This window comes from Streptomyces sp. NPDC055078, assembly GCF_053607985.1.
In genome coordinates, this window is the sequence record NZ_JBSGUP010000056.1 from 1 (window position 1) to 4,663 (window position 4,663).

5 protein-coding genes and 1 pseudogene are annotated in these 4,663 nt (G+C 70.1%); 3 read left to right on the plus strand and 3 right to left on the minus strand.

All coding sequences use genetic code 11. The features are described 5' to 3' along the window. Together ACWF94_RS07700 and ACWF94_RS07705 are read right to left on the minus strand one after the other, a co-directional pair. A pseudogene (locus ACWF94_RS07700) lies at positions 1-213 on the minus strand (TldD/PmbA family protein); the annotation flags it as partial. After that, positions 210-1,733 (minus strand): TldD/PmbA family protein, encoded by a 1,524-nt coding sequence (locus tag ACWF94_RS07705; RefSeq protein WP_453485697.1) that lies wholly within the window; start codon positions 1,731-1,733, stop codon positions 210-212. The pseudogene ACWF94_RS07700 and the gene ACWF94_RS07705, both read right to left, overlap by 4 nt. 443 nt (positions 1,734-2,176) lie before the next feature. On the opposite strand from ACWF94_RS07705, the gene fabG reads away from it, so the two are divergent. The 3 genes from fabG (at position 2,177) to ACWF94_RS07720 (ending at position 4,242) form a co-directional block, all read left to right on the plus strand. Further along, entirely contained in the window at positions 2,177-2,896 is a 720-nt protein-coding gene (fabG, locus tag ACWF94_RS07710; RefSeq protein WP_453485699.1) for a 3-oxoacyl-[acyl-carrier-protein] reductase, read from the plus strand. A 5-nt stretch (positions 2,897-2,901) separates the two neighbouring features. Continuing rightward, complete coding sequence (fabI, locus tag ACWF94_RS07715; RefSeq protein WP_453485701.1) at positions 2,902-3,672, plus strand: enoyl-ACP reductase FabI; 771 nt, start codon at positions 2,902-2,904, stop codon at positions 3,670-3,672. Between the two features lie 213 nt (positions 3,673-3,885). Further along, on the plus strand, positions 3,886-4,242 hold the full coding sequence (locus tag ACWF94_RS07720; RefSeq protein WP_453485703.1) for a hypothetical protein: 357 nt from the start codon (positions 3,886-3,888) through the stop codon (positions 4,240-4,242). 24 nt (positions 4,243-4,266) lie between these two features. Here the strand turns inward: ACWF94_RS07720 and ACWF94_RS07725 are convergent. Next, positions 4,267-4,663, minus strand: a 397-nt coding sequence (locus ACWF94_RS07725) for a FadR/GntR family transcriptional regulator (protein WP_453485705.1), incomplete at its 5' end; no start/stop codon positions are given.

Here is a 4,663-nt window from a genome sequence, read left to right on the forward strand (position 1 = left end):
GGACACCACCCCGGACGCGGTGCCCTCGGCGCCGTCGACGGTCGCGACGACGGTGAGCGTACGGCCCCGGGTGACGCCGTTCGTGGTCAGCGCGTTGCCCGCCCAGCGGAGGTTGGCGGATGAGTGCTCGTCGGCGATGACGACGGTGCTGTCGGCGGTGGAGAGTTCAAGGGCGCGCTCGACGATGTCGGACGGCTTGGTGTGGCGGCTCATCGACCGGCCTCCTGCGTCGTATTGAGGATGTTGACGCCCCGGAACAGGGCCGAAGGGCAGCCGTGGGAGACGGCGGCGACCTGGCCCGGCTGGGCCTTGCCGCAGTTGAACGCGCCGCCCAGGACATAGGTCTGCGGACCGCCGACCTGCTCCATCGAGCCCCAGAACTCCGTCGTCGTCGCCTGGTACGCGACATCCCGCAGCTGTCCCGCGAGCCGGCCGTTCTCGATCCGGAAGAACCGCTGCCCGGTGAACTGGAAGTTGTAGCGCTGCATGTCGATCGACCACGAACGGTCTCCGACGACATAGATCCCGCGCTCCACCCCGCCGATCAGATCGTCCGTCGACAGCCCGCCGGGGGTCGGCTGGAGCGACACATTGGCCATCCGCTGGACGGGCACATGGCCGGGGGAGTCCGCGTAGGCGCATCCGTTGGACCGTCCGAGACCCGTCAGCTTCGCGATCCGCCGGTCGAGCTGGTAGCCGACCAGGGTGCCGTCCCTGACCAGGTCCCAGGACTGGGCCCCGACGCCCTCGTCGTCGTACCCGACCGTCGCGAGCCCGTGCTCGGCGGTGCGGTCGCCGGTCACATTCATCACCGAGGAGCCGTACTCCAGCTTCCCGAGCTGGTCGAAGGTGGCGAAGGACGTCCCCGCGTACGCCGCCTCGTAGCCGAGCGCCCGGTCCAGCTCGGTGGCGTGGCCGACCGACTCATGGATGGTGAGCCAGAGGTTGGAGGGGTCCACGACCAGGTCGTACCGCCCGGCCTCGACGCTGGGCGCGCGCATCTTCTCCGCGAGAAGTCCCGGGATCTGCTCCAGCTCGGTGTTCCAGTCCCAGCCGGTGCCGGTCAGATACTCCCAGCCGCGGCCCACCGGGGGAGCGATCGTCCGCATCGAGTCGAACTCACCGGTCGTCTCGTCCACGGCGACGGCCGTGACCTGCGGATGCAGCCGTACCCGCTGCTGGGTGGTGACGGTGCCCGCGGTGTCCGCGTAGAACTTGTTCTCCTGCACCGTGAGCAGCGAGGCGTCCGCGTGCGCGACCCCGTCCGCCGCGAGCAGCCGCTCGCTCCACTCGGCGAGCAGCGCGGTCTTCTCCTCGTCGGCGACATCGAAGGGGTTGATCTCGTACGAGGACACCCAGGTCTTCTCGGCGTGCACCGGCTCGTCGGCCAGCTCCACCCGCTCGTGCGAACCCGCCGCGGCGATCACCTTCGCCGACAGCTTCGCCATCGCGACGGCCTGGCCCGCGACCCTGGCCGCCGCGTCCATGGTCATATCGACCCCGGAGGCGAACCCCCAGGCCCCGCTGTGCACCACCCGTACCGCGTATCCGAGATCCGTGGTGTCCGACGACGCAGCGGGCTTGGCGTCCCGCAGCCGCCAGGCCGCACTGCGCACCCGCTCGAAACGGAAGTCGGCGTGGTCGGCCCCTAGCGCCCGGGCCCGGGCGAGTGCCGCGTCGGCGAGCGCGCGCAACGGCAGCGCGAGGAATGTCTGATCGATGGCATGGGGCACGGGGCCCTCCCCTTCTCGGCCACAACACAACGGCCAACGCACCTGGCAGCGCGACTCCGGCTAGGCAACTACAGACCGCAGTGAATCACGCGGGCCCGGGACCGGTGGCTTCCGGCCGCCGACCCGGTCTGTTGTCGTTCGACAGGGCCCGGCGGCCGAAGCCGTACGGATGATCGCACCCCCTGATCGCACCCCCCGCGCGGGGCACCGGCGGGCGACCGCGCCCCGGGGCGGCATCCGTGGCGTGGTCCTGGGCAAGGTCCGGGACATGATCCGGGGCCGGTGTTCCGCGTCGGGCGGTAGCGCGCGGCGCGCGTTTCTGTAGGGATCCGACAGGGACGCGCAGAAGGCGCTGTCAGTGCCCGATTCCCCCGGAACGCGCCGGGACCGATAGTTTCGGGAGTACTCGGGGGTACCACGACCGCTATCGAAAGGGTGATCCGTTGAGCCGCTCGGTTCTCGTCACCGGAGGAAACCGGGGCATCGGCCTCGCCATCGCCCGCGCTTTCGTCGACGCAGGCGACAGGGTCGCGTTCACTTACCGCTCCGGCGAGCCGCCGGAGGAGCTGGCAAAGGCCGGCTGCCTCGCCGTCCGGTGCGACATCACCGACACCGAGCAGGTGGAGCGGGCGTACAAAGAGATCGAGGAGAAGCACGGTCCGGTCGAGGTACTGGTGGCCAATGCCGGTATCACCAAGGACCAGTTGCTGATGCGGATGTCCGAGGAGGACTTCGTCTCCGTCCTCGACACCAACCTCACCGGCACCTTCCGGGTCGTCAAGCGCGCCAACCGCGCGATGCTGCGCGCCAAGAAGGGCCGGGTCGTCCTGATCTCGTCCGTCGTGGGGCTGCTCGGCCAGGCGGGGCAGGCGAACTACGCGGCCTCCAAGGCCGGTCTCGTCGGCTTCGCGCGCTCCCTCGCCAGGGAACTCGGCTCGCGCAACATCACGTTCAACGTCGTCGCGCCCGGTTTTGTCGACACCGACATGACGCAGGTGCTCACCGATGAGCAGCGCGCGGGCATCGTGTCGCAGGTGCCGCTCGGCCGCTACGCGCGGCCGGAGGAGATCGCCGCCGCCGTGCGCTTCCTCGCCTCGGACGACGCCTCGTACATCACTGGAGCCGTCATTCCCGTTGACGGCGGATTGGGTATGGGTCACTGATCACCATGAGTGGAATCCTCGCCGGCAAGCGCATTCTCGTCACAGGCGTTCTCACCGAGTCGTCCATCGCCTTCCACGCCGCCAAGGTGGCGCAGGAGGAGGGAGCCGAGGTCATCCTCACCGGCTTCGGCCGGCTCACCCTGGTCGAGCGCATCGCGAAGCGGCTGCCCAAGACCGCCCCCGTCATCGAGCTGGACGTCACCAACCAGGAGCACCTGGACGGACTCGCGGGGAAGATCCGTGAGCACTCCAGCGACGAGTCCGGCCTCGACGGCATCGTGCACTCGATCGCCTTCGGGCCGCAGGGCGCGTTCAACTTCCTGGAGGCGGGCTGGGACGACGTCTCCACCGCCGTGCAGGTCTCCGCGTACTCCTACAAGTCGCTCACCATGGCCTGCCTGCCGCTGATGCAGCGCGGCGGCTCGGTTGTCGGTCTCACCTTCGACGCGCAGCTCGCCTGGCCGAAGTACGACTGGATGGGTGTCGCCAAGGCGGCGCTGGAGTCCACCAACCGCTATCTCGCCCGCGACCTGGGCGAGCGGAACATCCGCTGCAACCTGATCTCGGCGGGTCCGCTCAAGTCGATGGCAGCCAAGTCCATCCCCGGCTTCGAGGAGCTGGCGGACATCTGGGACAACCGCGCCCCCATGGGCTGGGACCTGGCCGACCCCGAGCCCACGGGCCGCGGTGTCGTCGGACTGCTCTCGGACTTCTTCCCGCGTACGACGGGCGAGATCATCCATGTGGACGGCGGCGTCCACATGATGGGCAGCTGAGGTACCCGGGACGCCTCGGCACGGCGCCGCGAAGGCGGCATTTCCTGTACGGGGCCGACGCCCCGTCTCCCGAGCACGCCGGGAGGCGGGGCGTCGCCCGTTCGGCCGCCAACGCGCGCGGCGCGGGACCGGTGGGGCCAGGCTGGAGGGGCAATCCCCCTTGTGGTGCAGCCGCGGCGACCGGGCCGCAGTACGGCCGAGGAGGTCCCGCTTGTGCGTACGATCCTGCGCTCCGCGCCCGTACTGACCGCTGTGACGCTTCTGCTGTGGGCGACCCCGGACGCCGTCTCCCAGCCGCACCGGCATCAGCAGCGGCCGAAGGAGCGCCCACCGGCGTACGAGGCCGACTGCCGTACCGTCGTCGACGGCTCCCACGCCACCGCGTACTGCCACAACCCGTATCCCGTCAGCGACCGGGTCCGGCTGCACATCGAGTGCGAGCGCTGGTGGGACATCGATGTCGACAGCGCCCCCGCCGTGATCGACCCCGCGGGCTATCTGGAGCTGACCGACCGGTGCTGGAAGGAGATCGGCACGGTCTGGGTCAGCCATCAGCCCCTGAGGGGCTGAGGGGCTGAGGGGCTGAGGGGAGCATCAGTCCCCGGGGGAGCGGGACGCCAGGGGGCGCTCCTCGGGCAGCCGGCGCCTCGGGCAGATATACGGATAGCTCGCGGCCTCCCTCGCGGCAGCGTCACCGTCGCCCGCGCGGATGGCCTCCACCAGCCGCGCGTGATCCATATGGTGCTCCGGGCGCAGCTCCACGCCCACGTCGTCCCGCAGCCACTCCCGCAGCACATCGCCCAGATCCGCGTACAGCTCACTGAGCACGTCGTTGTGCGAGGCGGCTACCACCGCGAGATGGAAGGTCGCGTCGGCGGCGACGAATCGTTCCGCGTCACCCGTCGCCCATGCCTCCTCGCGGCGGGCGAGCAGCTTGTCGAGCTGTCTGAGGTCGGACCACTTGCGCCTGGCGGCCGCCGTCCGGGAGGAC